This is a genomic window from Streptomyces sp. NPDC054932 (genome assembly GCF_053610205.1).
Genome location: NZ_JBSGXU010000023.1, coordinates 20,302 through 43,375, shown reverse-complemented (window position 1 = coordinate 43,375; position 23,074 = coordinate 20,302). Strand labels below are relative to the sequence as shown.

Genomic DNA, 23,074 nt, shown 5'->3' with positions numbered 1-23,074 from the left:
TACCGGGGTGCCGCGCGCGTCCGCGCCCCCCCCCGCACTCCCGGCGACGGCCACGCGTGCAGCGGCGAGGACGGGCGTGGTGCGCCGGCCCGGATCTGCGCGCAGGAGCAGACCTGCCCACCGCCGCCCGACGGCGGGGCGGAGGCGGGGGCGGGAGCGGCCACGCGGCAGCCCCCGGGGGGCGCCCCCGGCCCGCCGCGCCCCTGCGGGTGGGACTCGCCGGGCCCGGGGGAGTGGGCGACGTACAACTGCGCAGGGATACTGAACGTAGGCCGACCGCTCAACCATCGGTTCTCCGATCACCCTGGGTAGTCGGTGCGGGGATACCCGCTGGGCGTTCCGTTCGGCAGGTCGAAGGGTGGCAGCGATGCACGCACCGGCGCCGGGGTTGGGTGAGGGGCCCGAGGACCCGTTCGCGCTGAACAACTCGGCCTCGGCGGTACTGGACCACCACGGCAGGGTCGTGGGCTGGAGCGAGCGCGCACAGGAGCACCTCGGCTACCCGCCCGAGGAGGTGCTGGGCCGGACGGCGACCGAATTCCTCGTCGACGACCGCGACCGTGAGACGGTCCTGGACGCGGTGGCCGCGTGCGAGCGCGACCGGGGCTGGTCCGGCGTCCTGCCCGTCCTGCACCGCAGCGGGCGACGGGTGGAGCTGGGCTTCCGCGCCCGCGCCGTCATCCGCGCAGGCTCGGCCCGCGAGTGGTTCCTCGTCGTCGCCCCGGCGGAGGAAGTGCTCCAGTGGGAGACGGACCGGTCGGTCCTGGACGGTCTCTTCCGGCGCTCCCCGATCGGTCTGTCCGTCCACGCCCCCGACCTGAGCATCCTGCGGATCAACCGGGCGCTGGCCCGGTTCACGCAGCTCCCCGCGGTGGAGGTCCGGGGCCGGGGCATCGGAGAGTTCCTCATCGGCCCGGACGTGGAGACCATCGAGACCCGCCTGCGACGGGTGCTGGAGACGGGCGCCCCGCTGATCTTCACCGAGCAGCCCTGCCGCCTGAGGAGCGACCCCGGCCACGAGCGGGTGGTGTCGGTCTCGGCGTTCCGGATGGAGGACCCCTCCGCCGGGATCCTCGGAGTCACCCAACTGGTGGAGGACGTCACCGACCGCTACCGGGCCCGGCGGCGGCTCGCCCTGCTCAACCGGGCGAGCACCCGCATCGGGACCACGCTGGACCTCGGCCGGACCACCCGGGAACTGGCCGACGTCGCCGTCCCCGACCTCGCCGACGCCGTCTCGGTGGATCTGCTGGAGCCGGTGGCCCGCGGTGAGGAGACCGCCGAGGGGGTGAGCGGACCGGTCCGCAGGATGGCCGTCCACTCGGTCGTGGACGAGGCACTGCAGGTGATGTACTCCGCCGGAGAGGTCTTCCACTTCGACCCCCGTACCCCGCAGGCCAGATGCCTCGCGGAGCAGCAGCCCATCCTCGAAGCCGTGCTCACGAGCAGCCCCACCTGGTACTTCCAGGACCCGGAGCGCACGCGGCGCGCCCTCGGCCTGGGCGCCCACTCACTGATCGTCGTACCGCTGACGGCCCGCGGTCTGCTCCTCGGCCTGCTCAGCCTGTGGCGGGCCGAGCGGCCCGAACCGTTCGAGGAGGACGACCTCACGCTCGCCGAGGAATTCGCCGCGCGCGCCGCCCTCTGCATCGACAACGCCCGCCGCTACACCCAGCAGCACCAGGCTGCGGTGACCCTGCAGCGCAGTCTGCTGCCGCGGGAGGTGCCCGAGTACAGCGCGGTCGAGGTCGCGCACCGTTACCGGCCGGCCGAACCCGCCACCGGCGTCGGCGGCGACTGGTTCGACGTCATCCCCCTCTCCGGAGCCCGCGTCGCCCTCGTCGTCGGCGACGTCGTCGGCCACGGCCTGCACGCCGCGGCCACCATGGGCCGACTGCGCACGGCCGTACACACCCTGGCCAGCCTCGACTACGCCCCGGACGACGTCCTCTCCCACCTGGACGACCTGGTCGACCGCCTGGCACATGAGCAGGAGCCTGCCGACGGACGCTCGCAGGGCCCGCAGATCGTCGGCGCGACGTGCCTCTACGCGGTCTACGACCCGACCTCCCGGCGCTGCACCCTGGCCCGGGCGGGCCACCTGCCCCCCGCCGTGGTGACCTGCGACGGCACGGTGAGCCTGCCCGACCTTCCGGAGGGGCCGCCGCTGGGACTGGGCGGACTCCCGTTCGAGTCCGTCGAACTGGAACTCGCCGAGGGAAGCCTGCTGGCGCTGTACACGGACGGCCTGGTCGTCGCCCGCGGCCACGACCTCGACGAGGGACTCGACCGGCTGCGCGAAGCCCTGTCCCTGCCCGGCCGCTCGCTGGAGGAGACCTGCAAGGCGGTACAGGACGCCCTGCTGCCCGACCACCCGCGCGACGACGTCGCACTGCTCCTCGCCCGCACCCGTGTGCTGGCGCCGGAACAGGTCGCCTCCTGGGAACTGCCCGCAGAGCCGGCCTCCGCCGCCCGGGCACGGGAGCTGACGGAGACCACCCTGACCGGGTGGGGCCTGGAGGAGATGGCCTTCACCGCCGAACTGGTCGTCAGCGAACTGGTCACCAACGCCTACCGGTACGGCGGCGGCACGCCGCTGACCCTGCGGCTCATCCGTGACCGCAGCCTGATCTGCGAGGTCTCCGACAGCAGCAGCACGGCCCCGCACCTGCGGCGGGCGCGCACCACCGATGAGGGCGGGCGCGGTCTCTTCCTGGTGGCCCAGCTCACCGAACGGTGGGGCACCCGCTACACCCGGGACGGCAAGACCGTCTGGACGGAGTTCCCCCTGGCCACAGCGGCCGAGGGATCACCAGGGGACCTGCCGGTAGTCCTTGAGGAGGATGCCGTGGACGGGTGAGCCGGCCTGTCCCTCCACGATGGGGTGGTAGACGCGGGCGGCGCCGTCGACGATGTCCAGCGGCGGGCGCCAGCCCGTGGCGGCGTGCCGCTCCCGGGCGGGCAGGGGCTTCTCGTCGGTCACCCAGCCGGTGTCGACACTGCAGGTGTGGATGCCGCGGGTGGCCAGATCGGCGGCACTGGTGCGGGTGAGCATGTTCAGGGCGGCCTTCGCCATGTTGGTGTGCGGGTGGTCGCTGGTCTTCCTGCGCACGGTGAACCGGCCCTCGACCGCCGACACGTTGATGAGGTAGCGGTGGGGGTGCGGGGAGGCATCGAGCAGGGGCAGCAGGCGGTCGGCGAGCAGGAAGGGCGCGACGGCGTTGACCAGCTGGACCTCCAGCAGCTCCGTCGGGTCGATCTGCCCCAGACGCAGCGTCCAGGAGTTGTCCGCGGCGGTCTCTGGCAGCAGGCCCGCCTCGTCGACGGCCTCCTGCGGCAGCGGAACGGCCGCCGCGACGTCGGCCGTGTGCGCGGCGCCGGTGAGGGCGAGGGGCGCCCCGAGCCCCGGGACGAGTTCCGCCGTCCACGGCGGGGGCGTGGTGCGCGGGCCGGGTACGGAGAACCCCGGAGCGGTCCAGACCGGTGGCGCGCCGAGCGACGCGGGGGCCGGGGCGGCTTCCGCGGCGGACAGCGCCGTGTACGCCAGAGGAGAGCGGCGCAGGGTTTGCGCCGCGTTGTTGATCAGCACGTCCAGGGGCAGCCCCCGGGAGAGCATGTGGTCGGTGAAGGCGAGGACCTGCCGGGGATCGCGCAGGTCCAGGGCGGCGATCCGCAGCCGGTGCCACCAGTCGGCGGCGCCGGGGGCGGCCGCGAACCGGCGCACCGTGTCCGCGGGGAAGCGGCTGGTCACGGTGAGCTCGGCGCCGTCCCGAAGGAGCATCAGCGCGACCTGGTGGCCGATCTTGACGCGTCCACCGGTCAGCAGCGCACGCCGGCCGGTGAGATCGGTGCGGGCCGTGCGGCGGGCCAGGTTCTCGTCGGCGCAACCGGGGCACAGCCGGTGGTAGAAGGCATGGACCTGCCGGTAGTGGTTCTTGCAGACGTAGCAGCGCTGGGGGCGGTTCAGCAGGCGTGACCCCCCGTCACCGTCCGGCGTACGGTCCGGCAGCTGTCGCGCCGCGGACGAACCGGGCCGGAGGGACACGTACTCGCGGACCGTCAGTCCTCGTACGGGCGGGGTGCGGGCGGACAGAGGGGCGTCCATCACGCGGTCGCCGGCGCCCATCGTGGTGGCGGCGAGCAGCTTCGCATCGGCGGCGGCCCGCTCCGCGCGTCCCGCGGAACGGCGTCGCAGCCGGCCGTCACGGACGAGTCCGCCGGCAGCCTGTTCCAGCAGGCGGCGCTGAGCATCGTCCACGGGCAGCTGCCGTGCACGGTCCAGCAGGTCCAGGCAGATCCGTATGTGCTCACTGTCCATGGGGTGCCTCACGTGTGATGGGTCGTTCGCGGCGCTCTCCCTCCGCCCGGTCGCGTGCATCGCACGTGGAGGACCGGACCATGCGGAATGGAGGGCGGCCGGGCACCGGTGGGGCGAGGAGGGCGCGCTCACGCCGGACGCGCCGCACGTCGATCCGTCCGCCGGCGGTGATCAGAATAGGCCGTCGGCGAGAAAGTGAGGGTGTCCTTTTTCCGGCCCGGCAGGGCCCGGTGTCCACCCGGCTACGCACGGACCTCCAGGACCTCGGCGACGGGGCGGCGGGGTGTGGCGGGTGCCGGTCGCCCGTAACCGAGGCGCAGGACCATCTGGACGTGGCCCATGGCCTCGGCCGGATCGCGGACCGTCCACCGCAACTCCCGCCACTCCAGGGGCTGGGAGGTCATCGAGGTCGCGAGGCCGTCGGCCGTGGCCTGGAGAAGGACACGCTCCAGCGCCTGGCCGGCCCGGAGCCAGTCGACCCGCGTGTCCGCCGGGCTGCCGAGCAGCGCGAGCTGCGGTCGCTTCTCGAACACGGCCCAGCCGCGGCCCGCCACGGGCCGGCCCCGGCCGAAGTCCCGTACGGGAGAAGGGCCTGCGGCACTGCGCGGGCCGAACGCGGCGGCGGGGATCCCGTCGGGACGGGGACCGGCCGCGGCCCGGGCGGGGGAGGTCCAGGCGGACGTCTCGGCCCGGACCAGCGGATCGTCGTCCTCCCGGTGCTCTGCGTCCCGTACCAGGTCGAGCACGGTCTCCATGTGCCAGTCGCCCGGAACGGTCAGCCGGCAGCCCTCCAGCCGGGCGGCGCTCCGCAGGCCGTCCAGGAGGGCGTCCGGCACGGGCTCGTCATCGAACGGGAAACGGTTGGTGTGCCGGCGCCGGAGCGCGGAGTGCAGGGCTGCCAACTCGTGGTCCTCGCCGGAGGGTCCGCCGACGGCAGCCGTTGCCAGCAGCCACGGCTGCAGGTCGTCGGGCAGCAAGTGCACGCGGGCCCGCAGTCCGTGCCGAACCGCGGACACCCGCAGGTTGAACAGGGCCGCCGCGCAACCGAGGTGGAGGGCCCGGTGGTCCGGATCGGTGCGTGTCATGGCGCGTTCCGGATCGCCGTGCAGCTCGATGACGTCGTCACCCGGGCGGTACACGAACCTCCAGGGCTGGGCGTTGTGCATGGACGGGGCGGTGACGGCGTCGCCCACCAGCCGGGCGACGATCTCGGGGGTGAGGTGTGGTGCGGTCATGGAACTGGTCCTGTCTGGGGCCTCAGCCGTGTGCCACGGCTTGAGGGGACGGGGGTGTCCTCGGTCCGGGCCGTGCCCCCACCATCCGCCGGTACCCGGGGTCGGTCGAGGGCCGAACGGTCCCGTCCGGGGGCCGGACGGGCCATGACGACCGGACGCAACGGGCCACGCGCGGGCGATGGGGACCTTTGGCCCCGGTCGCGGTCCCGGGCGGCCCTCTCCCCGGGGCTGTCTCCGGTGCCAGCCTGAGGGGTGTCCCTCATCGGAATCTCGGTCGGGAGGAATCGTGGAAGGTACATTCCGCACCCCGGACACAAGCTCCGTCGTCGTGGGCGTGGACGGCTCGGAATCGGCCCGCGCTGCCGCCCTGTGGGCAGCGGGGGAGGCCGTACGCCGCGACCGCCCGCTGCACATCGTCCACGGCAGCGACACCGACGGCAGGACCCTCTACCTGTCGGCGGAGACCATCGAACGGGTCCGTGCCGACGGGCGCCGACTCCTGGAGGACACCGCGAAGGCCGTGACGGACGAGTACCCCGGTCTGCGCGTGAGCACGGAGTTCAGCCGGGCGGACGCCGTCCGCAGCCTCCACCGGGCCGGCGCCCTGCACGGCACGATCGTGGTGGGCAACCGTGGCCTGGGCGGATTCGGCTCCCTCCTGCTCGGCTCGGTCGGCCTGGACGTCGCGGCGGCCGCCACGACCCCCGTCATCGTCGTCCGCGGCATCGAAGGGGCGCAGGAGACCGGCGCCGTCCTCGCGGCCGTCCGTGACGAGCACGACCTCGGACACGCCCGGTACGCCGCGCGCGAGGCCGAACTGCGCAAGGGATCCCTCCGGCTCCTGCACGTGTGGAACGTGATGGAGTCCGTCGGCGAGGTGGTCAGCATGCTCGACGGCGTCGACGAGATCGCAAGTGCGCACGCCGACGCCCTGCAGGCCGTCACGGACGCGGTGTGCGAGGAGTTCCCCGATCTCGAAGTGCGGGCCGACGCCGAGAAGAGCATCTCCGTCGCCGGCATCCTGGTCGAGGCCTCCCGGGACGCCGACCTGCTCGTCATGGGCGGCCGCCGTCCCACCAGTCCCTTCGGACTCGCCCGCAACCTGGGCCGGGCCACGCACAGCGTGCTGCACCACGCACACTGCCCCGTCCTCCTCCTCCCCCGGACCGGTACCGGCGACGCCGCCGCCTCGTGACCGGCCACCGCGACCGCAGCGTCGTCGTCCGCCCCTGACGGGACTGCCTTGCAGGCAGATGGCCCTCCCGGCCCCTACTCCGCGGCCGGGAGCGGGCGGCGGCCGGGCGGGGTCAGCGCGTGACTTGCGATCACCGCGGCCTGGACGCGCCGCTCCACCCCGAGCTTGATGAACAGCCGCGAGATGATGTTTTTGACGGTCTTCTCCGCGAGGTACAGCCGCGCGCCGATCTCCCGGTTGGTGAGACCCTCACTGACCATGAGGAGGATCTCCTTCTCCCGGTCCGTGAAGCCGGGAAGTCCCGGGACCCGCTCCTCCTTCGGCACGTCGCCGCGCATGCGGGCCATCAACCGCGTGGTGGCCCCGGGGTCGAGCATCGACTGGCCGGCGGCCACCGTCCGTACCGCGGTCACCAGATCGGTGCCGCTGATCTGCTTCAGCACGTACCCGGAGGCACCCGCCATCACGGCGTCCAGCAGCGCCTCCTCGTCGTCGAACGACGTGAGCATCAGGCAGGCCAGCCCGGGCATCCGCGAGCGCAACTCCCGGCACACGCTCACCCCGTCGCCGTCCTGCAGCCGTACGTCCAGGACCGCGACCCGGGGGCGCAGCGCGGGGATGCGGATCAGTGCCTGTTCCGCCGTGCCCGCCTCACCGACCACGGTGAGGTCGGGCTCGGCGTCCAGCAGGTCGTGCACCCCCCGGCGGACGACTTCGTGGTCGTCGAGCAGGAAGACGCTGATGGGCTCCGTCGCGGGGGAGGGGGCACCGCTGCCGGCCATGACGCAACTCCTTCTCCTCGGTCCGTCCCGGACGCACGAACACCGGCATCCTGCCTGCCGTACGGCCCGGCGGACAGGGCCGATCGGCCCCCTCTGCGCGGCGGCGCCACCCGCCAGGTACCGGCCGGGCTCCGGGAAAGGGACCTTCGGCCCTTTCCGGAGGGCCTGCCGGGCCTTCCCGGGTGCACGCGGCCCCCGATGAACTGGCGGGTGCACGGGGAACGGCGCGACTCCACGGAGCCGCACGCAGCGCGGAGGACGCCATGACGACCACCTTGATCGACCTGAAGACCGTGGCCCGGGACGACCGCTGTCTGAGAATCGCCCTGGCCGGTGAGCTCGACTTCTACACGGCCGGGCAAGTGGGGCCGCGCCTGAGCGAACTCGCCGGATCCGGCCACCGGAACATCGTCCTGGACCTGTGCGGCCTCTCCTTCTGCGACAGCACGGGCATCGACCTCCTCACCCGTCTCAACCGGAACTGTCATGCGGCGGGCACGCGCCTCCTCCTGTGCGACGTGCCGCCCCTGGTGGTGAAGTCCATGCGGGTGCTCGCTGCCGACCGCGACCTGAGCTTCGTCGTCTCGTGATCGCGGAGCCGTCGGGATCCGGAGCCCGGAAGGGGACCGTTCGGCCCTGGCCCCACCGGTGGACCGAGAGGGAGGGTGGGAGATCGGAAGCGGCAAGGACCGAGCGGGGCAGGACGAAGGTACGCATCATGGATCAGGCAGGCATACGGCGACCGGCCGGTCGGGCGGGTGGCACGACGGCGGCCCGGCACATGCGGGAACTGGACAGGGCCGAGGCCCTGGAACTCCTCGCCACGGTGTCCCTGGGACGCATCGTCTTCACCCAGCACGCGCTGCCCGCCGTCCGGCCGGTGAACCATTTCGTCGACGGCGAGGACATCATCATCCGGACCGACGAAGGCGGGGCCCTGGGCGCTCTGGCGGCACCCGCCGACGTCCCCGGGGTGGTGGTGGCCTACGAAGCGGATGCCATCGATCCGAACACGCACCTCGGCTGGAGCGTCGTCGTCACCGGCTACGCGCGACGGGTGGCCGATGCCGACGACGCCGAGCGGTACGCGGACCTGTTGCGCCCCTGGGTGGCCCAGCCGATGACCGGCACCCTGCGGATCCGCCCGGACCTCGTCACCGGATTCCGGCTGGAGGCGGTACCGCCGAGGTCCGCGCCGGCGGCCTGAAGCCGACCGCGGCCCGCTCCTCAGCCGGCGCTGCGGAGCGGCGCCCGCCACACGAGCCGGCTGCCCCCCTCCTCGGGGGCCTCGACGGTGAACGACCCGCCGACACCTCGGGCCCGCTCGTCGAGATTGCGCAGACCGCTCCTGCGCCCCTGGGCCGCGATGCCCGTGCCGTTGTCCGAGACGGTCAGCACGATCTCGCCGCTCCCCGCCCTGAGGCTCACACCCACACGGGTGGCTCGTGCGTGCCGAGCGGCGTTGCTGAGGAGCTCGCCCAGTGCGGCCATCACGTGGTCGGCGATCTGCGCGGGTACGTCCGTGTCGAGCAGTCCCTCCATGCTCAGGCGCGGCGGATGGCCGAGGGTGGTGGCCGCGTCGCCGACGGCGCGGGCTGCGCGGGCGCGCAGACCGGGTTCGCTCTCGCGGTCCCTGGTGCGGAGCCCGAAGATCGTCGATCGGATGATCTTGATGGTTTCGTCCAGGTCGTCGACCGCCCGGCCCACCCGTTCGGCGGCTCCTTCGTGCTCCACCAGCCGGGCGGCGCTCTGCAGGGTCATTCCGGTGGCGAAGAGCCGCTGGATCGCCAGGTCGTGCAGGTCGCGGGCGATCCGGTCGCGCTCCTCCAGCAGGGCTATCTGCTCGGCGTCCCGGCGCCGCTCCGCCAGCTCCAGGGCGAGCGCCGCCTGCCCCGCGAAGGCGACGAGCGGCTCCAGCTCGCCCTCGCCGAACACCGGATCTCCCGCCGGGCGTGCGAGCAGCAGGACGCCCCGGCTCTCCCCGCCCGCCGTGCCCAACGGGACGGCCACGGCAGGCCCCAGCCCGCCGCGCCCCGGCATCCTGGCCTCGGCCGGGTAACGCTCTTCCTTCGCGGTCAGCACGGCCGTGACGGGTCTGCCGGCCCGGTGCGCGGCTCCGGAGAGCGTGCCGGCGAAGGGGACGACGAGGCCCTGCCGGGCGGCCCGGTCCGCGCCCGCCGCGAACTCCACGACCAGGCCGTCGACGCCGGCCACCGGCATGGAGATGTCCGCGAGCCGGGCGGCGGTGATCTCCTGGGCCCGGCGGGCGATGAGCTCCAGCACCGCCGGGCGCGAACTGCCGGACAGCAGGCTCTCGGTGATCTCGGCATTGGCCTTGAGCCATCGCTGCTGGCGCTGCGAGTCCTCGTAGAGCCGCGCATTGTCGATCGCCACGCCCGCCGCCACCGAGAGGGTGGAGATCACGGCCTCGTCCTCGGTGTCGAAGTCGACCCCGCCCCGCTTGTCGGTCAGGTAGAGGTTGCCGAACACCTCGTCGCGGACCCGGATCGGCACGCCCAGGAACGTGCGCATGGGCGGGTGATGGGCCGGAAAGCCGTAGGACGAGGAGTGCGCGCCGAGATCGGTCAGGCGCAGGGGCTCCGGGTGGTGGATGACCTCCCCGAGCAGGCCGTGGCCCGCCGGCAGCGGACCGATGCCGGAGATCTCCTCATCGGTGAGCCCGACGGTCAGGAACTGGGCGAGCGTACGGCCGTCGGGGCCGATCACCCCCAGCGCCCCGTACTCGGCGTCCACGAGCAGCGCGGCCGCCTCCACGATCCTCCGCAGAACCTGCGCGAGATCCAGCTCCCGCCCCACCGACACCACGGCCTCCAGGAGGCTGTGCACCCGGTCGCGGGTGCCGCGCACGGCGTCGATGCGTACCTGGAGTTCGTCCAGCAGCTCGTCCAGCCGCATCCTCGGCACCTGCGTCAACGGATCCCCCACACCCACGCGTTTCCCCTCCGTACACCGACCGACGGTCCGATCCGCGGCCAGCGTATCGACACGCCCGTGCCCGCAGGACGTCGTTGCGCGCGGAAGCCGGCCGTGACTGACTTGATCGAAGCGACCGGACACGACGGGACGGCGAGGAGACGGTCATGGGACTCGGCAGGGCGGCCTACGAGAAGGAACTGCTGCGGCTCCAGACGGAGCTGATCAAGCTCCAGGAATGGGTGCGGGCGGAGGGCGCGCGACTGGTCGTCGTCTTCGAGGGCCGCGACGCCGCGGGCAAGGGAGGGACGATCAAACGCGTCGCCGAACACCTCAACCCCCGCGTGGCACGCATCGCGGCCCTGCCGAAGCCGACGGAACGGGAGCGCACCCAGTGGTACTTCCAGCGCTACGTGGAGCACCTGCCCGCCGCCGGAGAGATCGTCCTCCTCGACCGCAGCTGGTACAACCGCGCCGGAGTGGAGCACGTCATGGGCTTCTGCACGCCCGCCGAGCACCAGCGCTTCCTGCGCCAGTGTCCGGTCTTCGAGCGCATGCTGGTGGAGGACGGGATCCTGCTCCGCAAGTACTGGTTCTCCGTCAGCGACGCAGTGCAGGAGGAACGCTTCCGCCGCCGCACACAGGACCCGTTGCGGAGGTGGAAGCTCTCCCCGATGGACCTGGAATCCCTCACGCGCTGGGAGGCGTACTCCCGGGCCAAGGACGAGATGCTCGTCCACACGGACACGGCGGACTCCCCGTGGTATGTGGTCGAGAGCGACGACAAGCGCAGCGCGAGACTCAACATGATCGCCCACCTGCTGTCCTCGGTGCCCTACGAGGACGTGGTCCTGCCCCCGCTCGCCCTGCCGCACCGGCCCCCGTCGACCGGTTACGTGCGCCCGCCCAAGGACCTCCAGAACGCCGTACCCGACCACGCGGCCACGTTCCGGAAGGCCTGATGCGGCCGGTCGCTCCGCATGCGCGCCGACGTGCCACCCGGTAGCGTCGGAAACGAGCGTTCCGCCCCCAACCGCTGCGGCCCGGCCAGGCCCGGCAGGCTCGCCGCCGATGTCGGCAGAGGAACGAAGTCCATGCCAAAGCACAGCATCCGCGCGGTGACCGCCGTGGCCGCTCCGGCCTGTCCGACGGCATTCGGTCCCGCGCCCGGCGGCTTCGCGGCAGTGGCCTCCCGGTCCGCCGGGCCCGGCCCGGCAGCCGCGTCCCGGTTCGTCCCCGGCCCCTGTCCGAAATCCGACGTGCTGAACGCGGGGCGCAAGACCTTCCCCGGCTGGCCGGACACGGTCCTGGGCCAAGTGCCGCAACTGCCCTTCCAGTACCCGGTGTGCCGGACCTGGAACGTCCCGGACCGCGCGGCCGTCCAGCGGGTGGCCACGGTCGGCCCGGTACCGGCGCTCGTCGTCTCCGGCACGTTCGACGCGAAGACCGGGGCCGGCCGGGCGCGGGACGTGGTCCGCGACCTGTCCGGCTCGACCGCCGTGCAGATCCCCGGAATCGGCCACTGGGTGGTCCCGCAGTCGCCGTGCGCGCAACGCGTGCCGACCTCGTTCCTCGCCCTTCCGACCGCACCCGACACCGCTTGCGTGGACGGCCTGGAGCCCAAACCGTTCACGATCATCCCCCGATGACCGGGAGGGCAGATGACTTTCGCCCGCGTGCCCCGTCGCCCCCGTACCGCACGACGACTCCCGGCCACGGCGGCCGGCCTCGCGACCGGCCTCCTCGTCGCCGGCCTGCTCGCAGCGCCCGCCCAGTCGCAGTCCCGCACCGGTACCGGCACCGACCCCACCCCCGCAGCGCCGATCGGCACGGTCGCCCGGACGGTGGGCGACGCCACCTACGAACCGGGCCCCTGCCCGAAGACACCGGAACCGATCGAGGCGCTCGAAGGGGCCCGCTGCGGAACGCTCACCGTGCCCGAGAACCGCGCCGAACCGAGCGGTCGAACGATCGAACTCGGGGTCGCGATCGTGCCCGCCGCGTCCGACAAGCCGAAACCCGACCCCATCGTGTGGCTCGCGGGCGGCCCCGGGGACGACGCCGTCGGCGAGGCGAAGATGGCGATCGACGGCGGCCTGAACCGCGACCGTGACGTGATCTTCATGTCCCAGCGCGGTACCTACTCGGCCGACCCGAACGTCCTCTGCCCCAACATCGACGAGTTCAACGCACGCTCCGTCGGTCTCGTCTACGACGCTCCGTCCACCGAGCGCCTGCACGTCGAGGCCACGAAGGCATGCCGCGACAAGCTGGCGGACAGCGGGGTCGACCTCAGCGCCTACAACGACACCGAGAGCGCCGCCGACTACGAGGACCTGCGCACCGCGCTGGGCATCGAGAAGTGGAACCTGTACGGCATCTCCTACGGCACCCACCTGGCGCTGGCCTACATGCGCCTGCACCCCGAGGGACTCCGCTCGGTGGGCATCGACGGCATACTGCCGCCGTCCAGGTCCGGGTCGGCCGCGACCTGGAGCAGCGCCCGGCAGGGCTTCGACGGCCTGTTCAAGGCCTGCGCGGAGCAGCCGGCCTGCAACAAGCGCTATCCGAACCTGTCGGCCACCTTCGAGCGGCTCGTCCGTGAGCTCGAAGCCAATCCGGTCACCACCACCGTCACCCTGCCGGGCAGCGACAAGCCGGTGAAGGTCGTGCTGGACGGCGGCGCCCTGGTGAACTGGATGACCTCCGCCACCCATGTGGCGCCCCAGGTGCCCGCCGCCCTCGACGAGCTGGCGCACGGCAAGCCGCAGCGGATCGCCCAGCAGTGGGCGAGCGGCAAGCTCAGCCCCCAGGCGATCGGAAGGGTCGCGCACGGGCTCGTCTACGGCGTCTTCTGCAGCGAGTGGACGCCGTACGAGAGCCAGGAGGAGGCACTCCGGGCCGGACAGGAGACGTTCCCGTCCTTCCCCCGCTCGGTGCAGGCCCAGGCGCCGCAGCTCACCTTCCTCCGTCCGGACTGCGACGTCTGGAACGTCCCCGCGGCGCCGCGCTCGATCCGGGACGTCACGCGCAGTGACATTCCCACCCTCGCCCTGTCGGGCGGCTTCGACTCCCAGACCGGGGCGGACAACGGGCCGTACGTCGCCCGCACGCTGAGCCGGGCCAAGGTCGTCACGGTCCCCTACGAGCCGCACGTGGTGTTCGCGACGTCGAAGTGCGCCCAGGAGATCACCGTCTCGTTCTTCGACGACCCGGCCGCGCCGAAGACCGAATGCCTGAAGTCCCTTCAGCCGCCCGAGTTCGAGATCGCGCCCTGAAACCCCTCACCGCCGGCTCTCGCACCGCGTGCACCGCCGCCTACGCGGGCTGCTCCCCGACCCGGGTGCTCGAGCACCGCACGGCAAGGATGGCGATGTCGTCGTCGAGGTTTCCGCCGCTGTAGTGGAGCAGGGCCTGGTGAAGCCGGTCGAGCAGTTCGCGCGGCGGGGTCGGGCTCTGCTCCCGCATCCACTCCGGCAGCGGGAAGAAGTCGCCGTCGCGGTCCCTGGTCTCCGTGACACCGTCCGTGTAGAGCAGCAGCTGGTCGCCCGGAGCGAAGACGAGGGTGTCGACGCAGTAGTGGTCGCCGATGAGCGAGGCGAGGTTGAGGGGCGGAGAGGGGGCGGTGGGCTCCACGACGAGCATCTTGCCGTGGCGCACGAGCAGGGGAGGGGGATGCCCGCAGTTGAGAATCCGGACGAGGCCACCGCCGTGCGGGACCTCGGCGAGAATGGCCGTCGCGAAGCGTTCCGGCAGGTCCAGACCGGGGAACGCGGCGCTGTGGCGGGAGATGCTGGCCTCCAGGCGCTGGACGACGCCCCTCAGGTCGGGCTCGTCGTACACGGCCTCCCTGAAGCTGTTGATCACCGCTGACGCCGCCCCCACCGCGGACAGGCCCTTGCCCCGCACGTCGCCGATGAGCAGCCGGACCCCGAACGGCGTGGCGACCGCCTCGTAGAAGTCCCCGCCGATCCGGGCCTGCTCCTGGGCAGCCAGATACAGCGACTCGATCTCGACGTCGTCGATGCGGCGCGGCAGCGGGCGCAGGAGCACCTTCTGGGCCGCGTCGGCGACGAGCCGGACGTGCAGGAGCGTCTTCTCGCGCTGGAGCCGTACATGGCTCGCGTAGGCGGCCGCCAGGGTGACCGCGGTGATCGCGGCCGCCGTGTAGGGCGTGCCCAGGTCGGTGTAGGCGAAGCTCAGACCGATCATCACCATCAGGCAGAAGGTGCCCAGCAGGATCGTGGGGATGACGGGCCACATCGCGGCCGCGAGGGCGGGTGCGGCGGGCAGGAGGCGGCTGAAGGCGATCTCCCTCGGCGTGGAGAACGCCAGGGCGGTGATCAGGACGGTGACGATCACCGGCGACAGCAGGGCTGCGTCCCACCGGCGTCCGTGGAGAGGGCGACGGCGCCCCGACCGTCTTGGCCTGATCACAGAAAGCATCATATCGGGGCAAAAAGATCTGAGGGTTGTGGCGGGCCCCGCCGCTCACTCTCAGTAGTCGCGGCCGGAGCCGCAGGTGCCCTGCCGGAACGTCGTTCCGGCAGGGCACCGCCGTGCGCGCGGGCTACCGCTTCTGGTAGTCCCGGCGGAGGGCGTCGAGGATGTGGGCGGCCTCCTCGAGGTCGGCTTTGCGGCAGCGCGCAGCGGCTGTCCTCAGGCGCGCGATCGCCTCCTGGAAGCGGGCGAGGCCGTTGCCCTCGATCAGGGCCGCGATCCGGACCGCTTCGGCCCGCGGGACCTCACCGTGCTCACCGCCCTCCCCGTGGGCGGCGATGGACGCCTCGGCCTCGGCGAGGGCCTGCTCGAACCGTTCGGCCTCCGCCAGGACGCGGGCGCGGCGGTAGTGCACGGTGCCGCGGCCGTACCAGGGGGCGAAGTCCTCGGCGTCCTCGGGCACGGCGGCGCAGACCGCGTCGGCCCGGGTGAGGTGCTCCAGGGCCGCGTCCAAGCCGTCGGCCTCCCGGGCGAGCATGATGAGACGGGCGAACTCGCACATCATGTGGATGATCAGAGACGGGTTCGGGGCGTCGGCGTGGGCGGCGACGGCGCGCTCGTACGCCGTCGCGGCCGCGTCCCAGCGGTCGGCCATCGCCAGCGCGGTGGCCGCTTCCGCCGCCACCAGGGTGAGGACCTGTCCGTCGTCCTCCCACGCGGCGACGATGTCCGCGAGCTGCAGGAACTCCTCGGCCGCCGGCAGGTACTCCCCGAGCTCCCGCAGGCCGCGCGCCAGGGTCAGGCGCGCTTGCGCGAGGGCTCGTTCGTCGCCCGCGGCCGCGTTCTCACCGGACAGCACGGATTCCAGGACGGCCACCGCGTCGGCCTGCCGACCGCTGCGCGCCAGGACGTCGGCGAGCTGCATCCGTACGTCGGTGGCCTCGTCGTGGGAGCCGTCCTGATCGAAGCGCGCGGCCGCCTCCGAGAAGTGGCGGACGGCGCCGTTCACGTCGTCCAGGTGGGAGGCCGCGTGGCCGAGCAGGGCGTACGTGGGAGCCACCGCGAAGTCCGTGTCGTCGTACCGGGCCGCATCGGCGAGGGCCTGGTGCAGGAGTTCCACCGCCCGGGCCGGCTCGCCCCTGCCGAGCATCAGCTGGGCGAGGAGAGCGCGCGGGCGAGACCCGCGCCAGGGCCGTCCGGAGGCGTCCACGGCCGCCAGAGCCGCCAGCAGGCCGTCCTCGGCGCGCGCGGTGTCACCGCTGCGGGCCGCCAGGTCGGCGGTGAACTGCAGCGCGTTGGCCACATGGTGGGGTACGGACAGGCGCTCCGCCTCCGTCCGCAGCGTCCCGGCACGTTCCGCGAACCGCTCCGCGGCGGGCCCGACGGCCTCCGGCAGCTCCCGTACCGCCTCCTGGTAGGCGGCGAACGCCGCGGAGTACAGCACGGTCAGGTACTCCAACTCGCGCTCCGCATGCCCCTCGGCGTCCCGTCCCTGCGTCCACGGGGCCTGCGTCGTCAGGAGCGCCGCCTCGGCCAGGGTCCCGTCGAGGGCGGAGCGGATCGCGTCCCGGTCGGCTTCGTCGGAGGTGCTCCGCCACGCCAGGCTCCGGCTGCGTGCGGAGAGGGCGTGCCAGGGCATGCCCAGGCCCTCGTACAGCTCGCCGGCCCGCTCCAGCTCGGCGGCGCTCTCCGCCTCGAGGTCCTTCCTCGCGAGGCGGTACGCGCGCTGGTCGGCGATCTCCGCCCGGAGGAGTTCCTCGGGGCCGAGTGCGTCGTCGTGCGCGGCGCTGCCGTCGGCCAGGCGCTCCTCGACGCGGCTCCAGAGCCGGTGCTCCCCGGGGTGCCCGGCGGCGGCCAGGCGGCGTGCCTCGCGCACCAGGGTCACGAAGTCCTGGGGGATCTCCGTCCCGGCGGGGGCCGCGCCGGCGGGGGCCTCACCGGGGGCCTCACCGGGGGCGGCCTGCGCCGCGGAGGGCCGGGTGAGGGAGGTGCGCAGTCCGAGCGGCAGCGGCTCGGTGAGCAGCGGGCGCTGCGCGAGGCGTGCTTGGCGCCGGTCCCCCACGGCGGTGGTGGCGTTGCGCGTGTCGAACGCGGCGGTGAGCCGGTCCGCCTCGGCGCGGACGTGGGCGAGGAGGTCGCCGGCGGTCCAGTTGCGTCCGGGCGGGCCGGCGACGGCCGTGTCGGCGTGCCCGTCCTCGGTCAGGCGGGCGAGCAGCACCTCGGCGCCGGTGAGGAAGCCGAGCCGGGCCAGAGGGGCACCGGTCGCCTCGAACAACGAGCGGTTCTCGGCGAGGATCTCCAGCCCCCGTCCCTCGTTGCGGGAGAGACCGCAGAATTCCAGGTGGAAGCCGACCTCGTCCTGCATGCCGGTGTTGCCCCGCACCCGGCGGTAGCCGGTCAGGTGGTGGGAACGGGCCTCGTCGGCGCGGCCGGCACGCAGCAGGGGAAGGAGGGCGCGCGCCTGGCTCATCTGCGGTTCCTCGCTGCAGCCCATGGACCCGCCGAGGACCGGCTGCCAGGTCTCCAGCGCCCCGGCGTCGTCACCCGCGGCCACCGCGTGCTCGGCGAAGTGCCGGATCTCGCAGGCCTCGCAGTCGCTCAGCTCGGTGCGGGGGCGAGTGGCCCAGAGGTCGTAGGCACCGGCAAGCTCCTCGCCCGTGTGGCGCGCGAGGTGGTAGCCCATCGCCGCGACGGGCTGCATGCCGTGGTCGGCAGCGGTGTAGCGGGTGCGCATCTGGTCGATCCACCCCCGGACGGCGGCCAGCGGCACTTCGGGCACCTGCAGCAGGGAGGTCGTCACCCACTTGAAGCGCCAGAAGACCTGGTGGGCCTCCCACTGGCTGAAGGATGCGGGGGAGGTGTCCCAGAGCTTGAGGACACGGGCGAAGACCACGGGCGACTTGCGGTGCTCGCCGGTGAACTCGTACGCCGCCATCAGCTCCAGCAGAGCGGTGACGAGGACATCGGGCTCGTCGAAGACCTCGGCGGCCAGGACGAGTTCCTCGGCGGTGACGGTGCGCTGCAGGCCGTGGGGGCGCTCGTTGTTCTCGCGGAGGGCTTCGACCACGGCCTCGGGGGTGTCCAGCATCTACAGTTCCTTCCGGGGCTCGGAGCCGGGTGCCGCCGTGCCGGTGTGGTGCATGGCGTGGGTGAGCAGGCCGATGAAGGCCCGGTTGAGCAGGGCGCTCTCGCTCGCCCGCAGGGGACGGCGGCTCAGGAGCAGGGCCTGGCCGTAGAGCGCTTCCGCGGTCGTGACGGCGAGTCCGCGCTCGTCGATCGTGATCGCCTGGCGGACCAGCGGGTTGAGGTGGTTCAGCACCAGCTGGGCACGCGGGGTCTCGTGGCGCAGCGAGCCGAGGATGTCGGCCCACAGGCCGTCGCTGTCGGCGGCGAGGTTCGACCTGGTCCGCTCGTGGCGCGCCTCCCGGTTGTCGAGCAACAGCGCGGGGGCGGAGACGGGCTGGAAGTCGCGCAGGACGACGTCGCAGTCGTGGACGCCGATCGTCTCGCGGGCGACGGCGAGGAAGGCGGCCGCACGCAGTTCGGCGGACGGGTCGACGGCGTCGAGGTGGGCGGTGACGGTGGCCGGGTCGAGGTCGGTGACGGTCGTGCCGGGCCGGATCTCCGGCAGGCGGTGCACGAGGTCGCGGTCGTAGGTGTAGCCGCCGTTGATGACGCCCAGCCCGGCGGCCGAGGCGATGGGGGCGACCTGGCGGAACTCCTCGACGCTGCGGGTGACCAGCAGGGTCGGGTGCGTCCGCGCGAACTCCTCCAGCGTGACGTTGCCGTCGGTGGTCTCGAACGGAAGCCACGGCAGGACGATGCGCAGCAGCTCGTCGTCGTAGCGGGCGAGGGCCTTGACGGCGAGGTGATGGGTGTCGATGAACCGGTGCAGCAGGGAGGGGTCGCTGGCGGCGAGCCCGGTGAGCCAGTCGCGGATCCGGTCGCCGAGGGCGTCCCGTACGGCGGACAGGGTTCCGTCCTCGTACAGGGCCTCCCGGGAGGCGGTCGGCCGCAGGCTGGTCGTGTCGACGACACAGCGTACGAAGAACGCCCACTCCGGGAGCAGTTCGGGAGCCTGGTCCGTCAGGAGCATGCCCTTGAGGTGCACGCGATGGCCGGCGCGCTGAGCCGGGCTCACGGCCGTGGGCAGGACGTAGGCGACGCCGCGCAGCCCGGCGGCCGGCAGGTCGAGCTCGATGGAGTCGAGTGGAGTGAAGTCGAACAGGCTCCGGCAGTAGGCGGTCATCGCCTCGCGCCGCGCCAGCGGGGAGCGATGGGTCTGCTCCCACGGGGGCGCTTCGTTGACCTGGTGGGTCTCCCCGCGGGGTCCGACGACGGTGACCTCGTGGCGCAGCAGTCCGCCGTAGTGGCGGGCCAGGGAGACGACCTGCTGCGGGGCGGTCCACTCGGCGGTCTCGGCGCGCGGGGTCAGGCGGACGGTGGTGCCCGGCTCGGGCACGGCCGAAGCGGGCAGGGTCCGGATGGTGTAGCGGCCGTCGGAGTGGCCCCGCCATTCGACGGCGGGCGCCGCCGGGTCGGCCGCGGAGCGGCTGAGCACGGTGATCTCGTCGGCGACAACGAAGCAGGCGAGCAGTCCGATGCCGAACTGGCCGATGAAGTCGCCGCGGGCGGCGTCGAGGCCGGAGCCGTCCAGGGATCCGTCGGAGGTCCGCTTGGAGCTGCGGCCGATGGTGGCGAGGAACCGGTGGACGTCGGCCTCGGTGAGACCGATGCCGGTGTCCGTGACGGTGAGGGTGTCGCCGGTGCGCACCGTGATGGTGGCGGGCGAGCCGGGAGCGACGGCCTGCCGGGCGGTGATCGCGTCGACGGCGTTCTGCAGCAGCTCACGCAGGTAGACGCGGGGGCTGGAGTAGAGATGGTGGGACAGCAGGTCGACCAAGCCGCGCAGGTCGACCTGGAAGGTATGTGCAGCCTCTGAGTTGGGCACCTGGCGGAGCCTTTCGGTGGGCGCGCGGGCGTCGGGGGGCGGCGCAGGCGGGCGGGTGTGAGCGGAAGGAGGGCGGGTGCGGGCGCGGCGGGCCGGGGGCGGCGCGCCCGATCGGTGGCCCGGGTGCGCGGAGCGTGCGGAAGCGGCCCGTCGGACGGCGGGTTCTCCGGCTCCGCGCTCCGGCCGGGCCAGGTAGCCGGACTCGCGGGCGGGGTCAGCGCCCGGCCGCGGAGCGCTGCCGTCGGTAGGCGGCGGCGGGGTTGGAGCCGTTCAGGTAGTACCAGGGGAACTTCGTGACGCGGCCCTCGGTGGCACGGAAGCACTCCCGTGCGCCGTCACGGTCCCCGGCCAGCGAGAACGCCATGGCGAAGGCGTTGAGGACCTGGATCCAGTCCCGTCGGCGGGCGAAGTCCGGGTGCCGGAACGAGTGCTCGGCGGCTTCCCGCAAGGAGGCCGTGACCTCGGGGCGGCGCATGTAGGCGTCGTCCGGACCGGAGTCGAGGGAGAGCCAGTGTTCGAGGTGCGCGATGGCCACCAGCTGGCCGAGCTGCGTGCCGGCGGGAGCACCGAGCGCGGACGACCGGGCGAAGGCGTGCATCTCCTCGTGCGACCCGCCCCATTTTTCGCACACCTGCTGCAACTGCTGCTGGTGCGCCCCCAGATGCTGCGGGTCACGGCGCACCGTGGCCTCGAAGCGGCGTCGCGCGACATCCTGCCCGACCTCCAGGCCGCGGCCGGTGACCTGGAGTCCGTACCAGGGCGAGGTCCACTGCGGCTCGCGCTCCGCCGCCTCGTACAGCCGCTGCTCGGCAGTGCGCAGGCGCGCGTGGAAGACCTCGAACTGCTTGCGCGAGACGTCCTTCGCCCGGGCGCCGGTCCGGGCGTCCCAGCCCCAGCTGATGTGGCGGATGCCCGCCACGAGGCGGGGCAGGGCGCTCTCCGGCTCCGCTTCGAGGACTCCGTCGATCCAGCGCTCCACCCCCGAGGTGTCGCCGACGGCCCACAGCAGCTTGGTCCGGTCGTCACTCTCCGGACGTGCTTCGAGCACGTCACGCACGGCGTTCCAGTCCGCGGCGGCGGCAGCCTCACGCACGCGCCGGACGTCGGGATCGCCCGAGTCCTCCTCCACGCGAGCAACGGGCCTGCCGGCCCATTTCCCCAGCGTGTCTCCCCATTGACGGAGCAATGTCATGCCCCCCACCCCTTGATGCGTTCGAACGGGGAGAGCGTTGATCACCTCCCGTGAAGGTAGTGACTATCACGCCCGACCGACAATCGCACACCCGTTTCCCGGTGCGGGCCCGCGAAGGGGGAAAGCCCAGGTCACCGAGGGGGGCGGCGCGGGGGATCGCGGACGGGGACTCCGCAGCGGGTCTGTCTTCTCCACTGTTCTACTGCGCGCGGCGGAAGTCGTAGTAGCTCTCGCCCGCGACGAGGACCGAGGTGAAGGAGACCGGCAGGCCCTGTCCGTCGCGCGGTACTTCCTGGGAGGTCCGGCGGGTGAGGCCCAGCGAGACGCCCGGCACGACGACGTCCTCCGGGTCCTCGGCGTCCACGGTCCACCCGCGCCCGCGCAGCTCCGCGAGGACGGCGCTGGCGGGGGTCGTGAAGACGTCGTGCCCGCCCAGGAGGACACGCGTGGCGCTCTGCCGACCCTCACCGGGCCACCACATCTCCACGGCCGTCGCGTGGTCCTGTGCGTCGAAGAAGACCGTGTAGCCGACCCCGTCGAAGTCGCCCATGAGCCGACGGGCCCGCCTGGCGGTGGGGCCGATCACCCGCGGCTCGCCCCAGGGCCGGACGGCGGTCAGGGCCTCCTCGTACGGACTTCCCAGGTGTACGGGCCCGGCAGCGGTCGGCGGTGCCAGGAGCAGATCCATGTCGTTTCTCCGATTGTCCATGTGAGCACTTCGTGGTCCTGCCGGATTCGGTGCGCCGCGTACCGTCGGCGGTGCGCGATCCCCGAAGCCGGGCTGCGGCACGGTTCAGGCGATGAGCAGGCGGAGGCCGAGATCTGCCGCGTCGAGGTCGGCGAGGTCGCCGTTGCGCTCGGCCCACCGGCCGGATTCGAGGTCGTCGCCAAGGCTTCGTACCGCCCGCTCCTCGGCCTCCGGCCCGACCCTCGTCCACACCGACATCGCACGTCGCACCCGATTCTCCAGATACGCCCCCGGCCGGCGCCAGTACGCCTCGAACAGGCCGTCGGCGCAGTCCCACGGGACGGGCACCGGCTCGGCGCGGGCGCCGATCGCATCGGCCATGCCGGCGAGCGAGGGAAAGCCCGCGAGGACGTCGGCGAACTCGGGCAGGTAGTCGCGGGTCAGCCAGAACCGGTCCTGCCAGCCGGGCTCGTCGGTGTCGAACGTGAGCACCACCACGCGGCGGGCCACGCGCCGCATCTCGCGCAGTCCCGCCATCGGGTCACCCCAGTGGTGAACGGTGGAGACGGCCATCGCGACGTCGAAGGAGCGGTCCTCGAACGGCAGGCGCTCCGCGGCGGCCGCCACGCACGGCGCCGAGCCGGCAGGCCGCTGTGCCCGCATGACCGCCGATGGCTCCACCGCGGTCACGTCGCGGTCGGTGGGCTCGTAGGAGCCGGTGCCGGCCCCGACGTTCAGCACCGTCTGCGCGTCCCCGAGCGCCTCCCGGATCTGCGCGGCGATCCGCGGTTCGGTGCTCCGTGTCGCCGTGTAGGCGCCGCCGATCGCGTCGTACAACCGTGCGCCGAGCATTTCCATTTGCTCCTCCGGTGTCACCTTCAGTCCCTTCGCCCGCGTCTCCAGCTCCCTGTCGATGGCCGCCATCATGGCGTCGGCGCGATCACGCCGCTCCAGCAGCAGACCGCGCAGTCGGCGCAGGTGCGCGACCGCGTCGGTGGAGGGGTCGCCGACCAGCTCCGCGACCTCCCGCAGCCCGAAACCCAGTCGCCGATAGGCCAGCACCTCCCGCAATCGCTCAACGTCGCCCGCCGAATAGGCCCGGTACCCGGCCGGGGTCCGTGCCGATGGCCGAACGAGTCCGATCCCGTCGTAGTGATGCAGCGTGCGGACGCTCACGCCGGCCAGCTCGGCCACGCGTCCCACGGTCCAGTGATTCTCCACGGCACCGACTGTGCAGCCTGACGCCACGTGAGGGTCAAGACGGTTCCCCAGGGTGAGCGCACGGCAGACCCTTCGCGGCCCTCCCGCCCGAAGGGAGCATGCACGAGAGCGGGTTGAT

At 73.0% G+C, this 23,074-nt stretch carries 17 protein-coding genes; 7 read left to right on the top strand and 10 right to left on the bottom strand.

Features of this window, described 5'->3' with window-relative positions:
• Positions 1 to 367: 367 nt before the first annotated feature.
• Positions 368 to 2,860, top strand: a complete 2,493-nt coding sequence (locus tag ACWGE1_RS09575) for a SpoIIE family protein phosphatase (RefSeq protein WP_453419957.1) — start codon at positions 368 to 370, stop codon at positions 2,858 to 2,860.
• On the opposite strand, the gene ACWGE1_RS09570 is transcribed toward ACWGE1_RS09575, so the two are convergent.
• On the bottom strand, positions 2,810 to 4,318 hold the full coding sequence (locus tag ACWGE1_RS09570; protein ID WP_453419956.1) for an SDR family NAD(P)-dependent oxidoreductase: 1,509 nt from the start codon (positions 4,316 to 4,318) through the stop codon (positions 2,810 to 2,812). The genes ACWGE1_RS09575 and ACWGE1_RS09570 overlap by 51 nt on opposite strands.
• Positions 4,319 to 4,560: 242 nt before the next feature.
• Positions 4,561 to 5,553, bottom strand: a complete 993-nt coding sequence (locus ACWGE1_RS09565) for an Acg family FMN-binding oxidoreductase (RefSeq protein WP_453419955.1) — start codon at positions 5,551 to 5,553, stop codon at positions 4,561 to 4,563.
• A 286-nt stretch (positions 5,554 to 5,839) separates the two neighbouring features.
• Between ACWGE1_RS09565 and ACWGE1_RS09560 the strand changes: the two genes are divergently transcribed.
• Positions 5,840 to 6,748 (top strand): universal stress protein, encoded by a 909-nt coding sequence (locus tag ACWGE1_RS09560; protein WP_453419954.1) that lies wholly within the window; start codon positions 5,840 to 5,842, stop codon positions 6,746 to 6,748.
• A gap of 74 nt (positions 6,749 to 6,822) precedes the next feature.
• On the opposite strand, the gene ACWGE1_RS09555 is transcribed toward ACWGE1_RS09560, so the two are convergent.
• Positions 6,823 to 7,530 carry a response regulator gene (locus ACWGE1_RS09555; RefSeq protein ID WP_453419953.1) on the bottom strand — a complete coding sequence of 236 codons (708 nt, stop codon included), beginning with the start codon at positions 7,528 to 7,530 and terminating at the stop codon, positions 6,823 to 6,825.
• A 263-nt stretch (positions 7,531 to 7,793) separates the two neighbouring features.
• On the opposite strand from ACWGE1_RS09555, the gene ACWGE1_RS09550 reads away from it, so the two are divergent.
• Positions 7,794 to 8,120: an STAS domain-containing protein gene (locus tag ACWGE1_RS09550; RefSeq protein ID WP_453419952.1), complete on the top strand. Its 327-nt coding sequence runs from the start codon at positions 7,794 to 7,796 to the stop codon at positions 8,118 to 8,120.
• A 128-nt stretch (positions 8,121 to 8,248) separates the two neighbouring features.
• Complete coding sequence (locus ACWGE1_RS09545) at positions 8,249 to 8,737, top strand: pyridoxamine 5'-phosphate oxidase family protein (RefSeq protein ID WP_453419951.1); 489 nt, start codon at positions 8,249 to 8,251, stop codon at positions 8,735 to 8,737.
• A 20-nt stretch (positions 8,738 to 8,757) separates the two neighbouring features.
• Here the strand turns inward: ACWGE1_RS09545 and ACWGE1_RS09540 are convergent, their stop codons facing one another.
• Positions 8,758 to 10,446 (bottom strand): GAF domain-containing protein, encoded by a 1,689-nt coding sequence (locus ACWGE1_RS09540; protein ID WP_453419950.1) that lies wholly within the window; start codon positions 10,444 to 10,446, stop codon positions 8,758 to 8,760.
• A gap of 185 nt (positions 10,447 to 10,631) precedes the next feature.
• Here ACWGE1_RS09540 and ppk2 point away from each other — a divergent pair, with 185 nt between their 5' ends.
• The 3 genes from ppk2 (at position 10,632) to ACWGE1_RS09525 (ending at position 13,742) form a co-directional block, all read left to right on the top strand.
• Positions 10,632 to 11,426, top strand: a complete 795-nt coding sequence (ppk2, locus tag ACWGE1_RS09535; RefSeq protein WP_453419949.1) for a polyphosphate kinase 2 — start codon at positions 10,632 to 10,634, stop codon at positions 11,424 to 11,426.
• 132 nt (positions 11,427 to 11,558) lie between these two features.
• Positions 11,559 to 12,113 carry an alpha/beta hydrolase gene (locus tag ACWGE1_RS09530; RefSeq protein ID WP_453419948.1) on the top strand — a complete coding sequence of 185 codons (555 nt, stop codon included), beginning with the start codon at positions 11,559 to 11,561 and terminating at the stop codon, positions 12,111 to 12,113.
• 12 nt (positions 12,114 to 12,125) lie between these two features.
• Positions 12,126 to 13,742: an alpha/beta fold hydrolase gene (locus ACWGE1_RS09525; RefSeq protein WP_453419947.1), complete on the top strand. Its 1,617-nt coding sequence runs from the start codon at positions 12,126 to 12,128 to the stop codon at positions 13,740 to 13,742.
• A 40-nt stretch (positions 13,743 to 13,782) separates the two neighbouring features.
• Here the strand turns inward: ACWGE1_RS09525 and ACWGE1_RS09520 are convergent, their stop codons facing one another.
• The 6 genes from ACWGE1_RS09520 to ACWGE1_RS09495 all read right to left on the bottom strand — a co-directional run bounded on the left by ACWGE1_RS09520 (position 13,783) and on the right by ACWGE1_RS09495 (position 22,938).
• Complete coding sequence (locus ACWGE1_RS09520) at positions 13,783 to 14,913, bottom strand: PP2C family protein-serine/threonine phosphatase (RefSeq protein ID WP_453419946.1); 1,131 nt, start codon at positions 14,911 to 14,913, stop codon at positions 13,783 to 13,785.
• A 121-nt stretch (positions 14,914 to 15,034) separates the two neighbouring features.
• On the bottom strand, positions 15,035 to 17,992 hold the full coding sequence (locus tag ACWGE1_RS09515; RefSeq protein WP_453419945.1) for a hypothetical protein: 2,958 nt from the start codon (positions 17,990 to 17,992) through the stop codon (positions 15,035 to 15,037).
• A complete protein-coding gene (locus ACWGE1_RS09510) occupies positions 17,993 to 19,855 on the bottom strand; it encodes an HSP90 family protein (RefSeq protein ID WP_453419944.1) in 1,863 nt (620 codons plus the stop codon). It lies immediately after the preceding gene.
• Between the two features lie 214 nt (positions 19,856 to 20,069).
• Complete coding sequence (locus ACWGE1_RS09505) at positions 20,070 to 21,047, bottom strand: hypothetical protein (RefSeq protein ID WP_453419943.1); 978 nt, start codon at positions 21,045 to 21,047, stop codon at positions 20,070 to 20,072.
• Positions 21,048 to 21,246: 199 nt separating this feature from the next.
• Positions 21,247 to 21,735, bottom strand: coding sequence for a hypothetical protein (locus tag ACWGE1_RS09500; protein ID WP_453419942.1), 489 nt, complete (start codon positions 21,733 to 21,735; stop codon positions 21,247 to 21,249).
• Between the two features lie 105 nt (positions 21,736 to 21,840).
• The gene (locus ACWGE1_RS09495) at positions 21,841 to 22,938 is read right to left on the bottom strand and encodes a MerR family transcriptional regulator (protein ID WP_453419981.1); all 1,098 of its coding nucleotides are present in this window, start codon (positions 22,936 to 22,938) and stop codon (positions 21,841 to 21,843) included.
• Between the last annotated feature and the right edge of the window lie 136 nt (positions 22,939 to 23,074).

Excerpts from the sequence above, each read along its gene's own strand:
- ACWGE1_RS09555 (WP_453419953.1), bottom strand. The coding sequence starts at position 7,530 with ATGGCCGGCAGCGGTGCCCCCTCCCCCGCGACGGAGCCCATCAGCGTC.
- ACWGE1_RS09525 (WP_453419947.1), top strand. The coding sequence starts at position 12,126 with ATGACTTTCGCCCGCGTGCCCCGTCGCCCCCGTACCGCACGACGACTC.
- ACWGE1_RS09565 (WP_453419955.1), bottom strand. The coding sequence starts at position 5,553 with ATGACCGCACCACACCTCACCCCCGAGATCGTCGCCCGGCTGGTGGGC.
- ACWGE1_RS09515 (WP_453419945.1), bottom strand. The coding sequence starts at position 17,992 with ATGCTGGACACCCCCGAGGCCGTGGTCGAAGCCCTCCGCGAGAACAAC.
- ACWGE1_RS09545 (WP_453419951.1), top strand. The coding sequence starts at position 8,249 with ATGGATCAGGCAGGCATACGGCGACCGGCCGGTCGGGCGGGTGGCACG.
- ACWGE1_RS09530 (WP_453419948.1), top strand. The coding sequence starts at position 11,559 with ATGCCAAAGCACAGCATCCGCGCGGTGACCGCCGTGGCCGCTCCGGCC.
- ACWGE1_RS09520 (WP_453419946.1), bottom strand. The coding sequence starts at position 14,913 with ATGATGCTTTCTGTGATCAGGCCAAGACGGTCGGGGCGCCGTCGCCCT.
- ppk2 (WP_453419949.1), top strand. The coding sequence starts at position 10,632 with ATGGGACTCGGCAGGGCGGCCTACGAGAAGGAACTGCTGCGGCTCCAG.
- ACWGE1_RS09540 (WP_453419950.1), bottom strand. The coding sequence starts at position 10,446 with ATGCGGCTGGACGAGCTGCTGGACGAACTCCAGGTACGCATCGACGCC.
- ACWGE1_RS09500 (WP_453419942.1), bottom strand. The coding sequence starts at position 21,735 with ATGGATCTGCTCCTGGCACCGCCGACCGCTGCCGGGCCCGTACACCTG.
- ACWGE1_RS09505 (WP_453419943.1), bottom strand. The coding sequence starts at position 21,047 with ATGACATTGCTCCGTCAATGGGGAGACACGCTGGGGAAATGGGCCGGC.
- ACWGE1_RS09575 (WP_453419957.1), top strand. The coding sequence starts at position 368 with ATGCACGCACCGGCGCCGGGGTTGGGTGAGGGGCCCGAGGACCCGTTC.
- ACWGE1_RS09570 (WP_453419956.1), bottom strand. The coding sequence starts at position 4,318 with ATGGACAGTGAGCACATACGGATCTGCCTGGACCTGCTGGACCGTGCA.
- ACWGE1_RS09550 (WP_453419952.1), top strand. The coding sequence starts at position 7,794 with ATGACGACCACCTTGATCGACCTGAAGACCGTGGCCCGGGACGACCGC.